This window comes from uncultured Shewanella sp. (genome assembly GCF_947491715.1).
Classification (GTDB): domain Bacteria; phylum Pseudomonadota; class Gammaproteobacteria; order Enterobacterales; family Shewanellaceae; genus Shewanella.
Window position 1 is genome coordinate 1 of sequence record NZ_CANLKR010000134.1, and the last position, 342, is coordinate 342.

Sequence of the window (342 nt, forward strand, 5' to 3'; positions counted from 1 at the left end):
GGCAGAATTACCTTCAAATATTGAAATGATCAGTACCGGTATCACTCCCAGTGATTTGTTTGTGCCTCAAGCGATGGAAAGCAGTGTCTCATGGCCTGACACGCTAGGGCTTCCCGCATTAACGGCTGCGTCAACATCCCCTGTTTCTCCATTGTCATTGAGCTCAGCAATTAATACCAAAGACGGTGGAGTGGTGACGTCACTGCAGCCAAAACTCACCGCACCAGCAGAGTTTACTGGGCCTTCATTGTTTTTTGTGGTAGCGAACTCCCCGACGCAAACCGGTGAAGAAAGTAGCATGGCTGAATCCGGTACGATTAATGATAGCCGCAGTTGGCAAGT

Annotated in this window: 1 protein-coding gene; it reads left to right on the plus strand. The window is 49.1% G+C overall.

Going from position 1 to position 342, the window contains the following annotated elements; translation table 11 throughout:
- Nucleotides 1-342, plus strand: a 342-nt coding sequence (locus Q0779_RS23835) for a hypothetical protein (RefSeq protein WP_298776759.1), incomplete at both ends; no start/stop codon positions are given.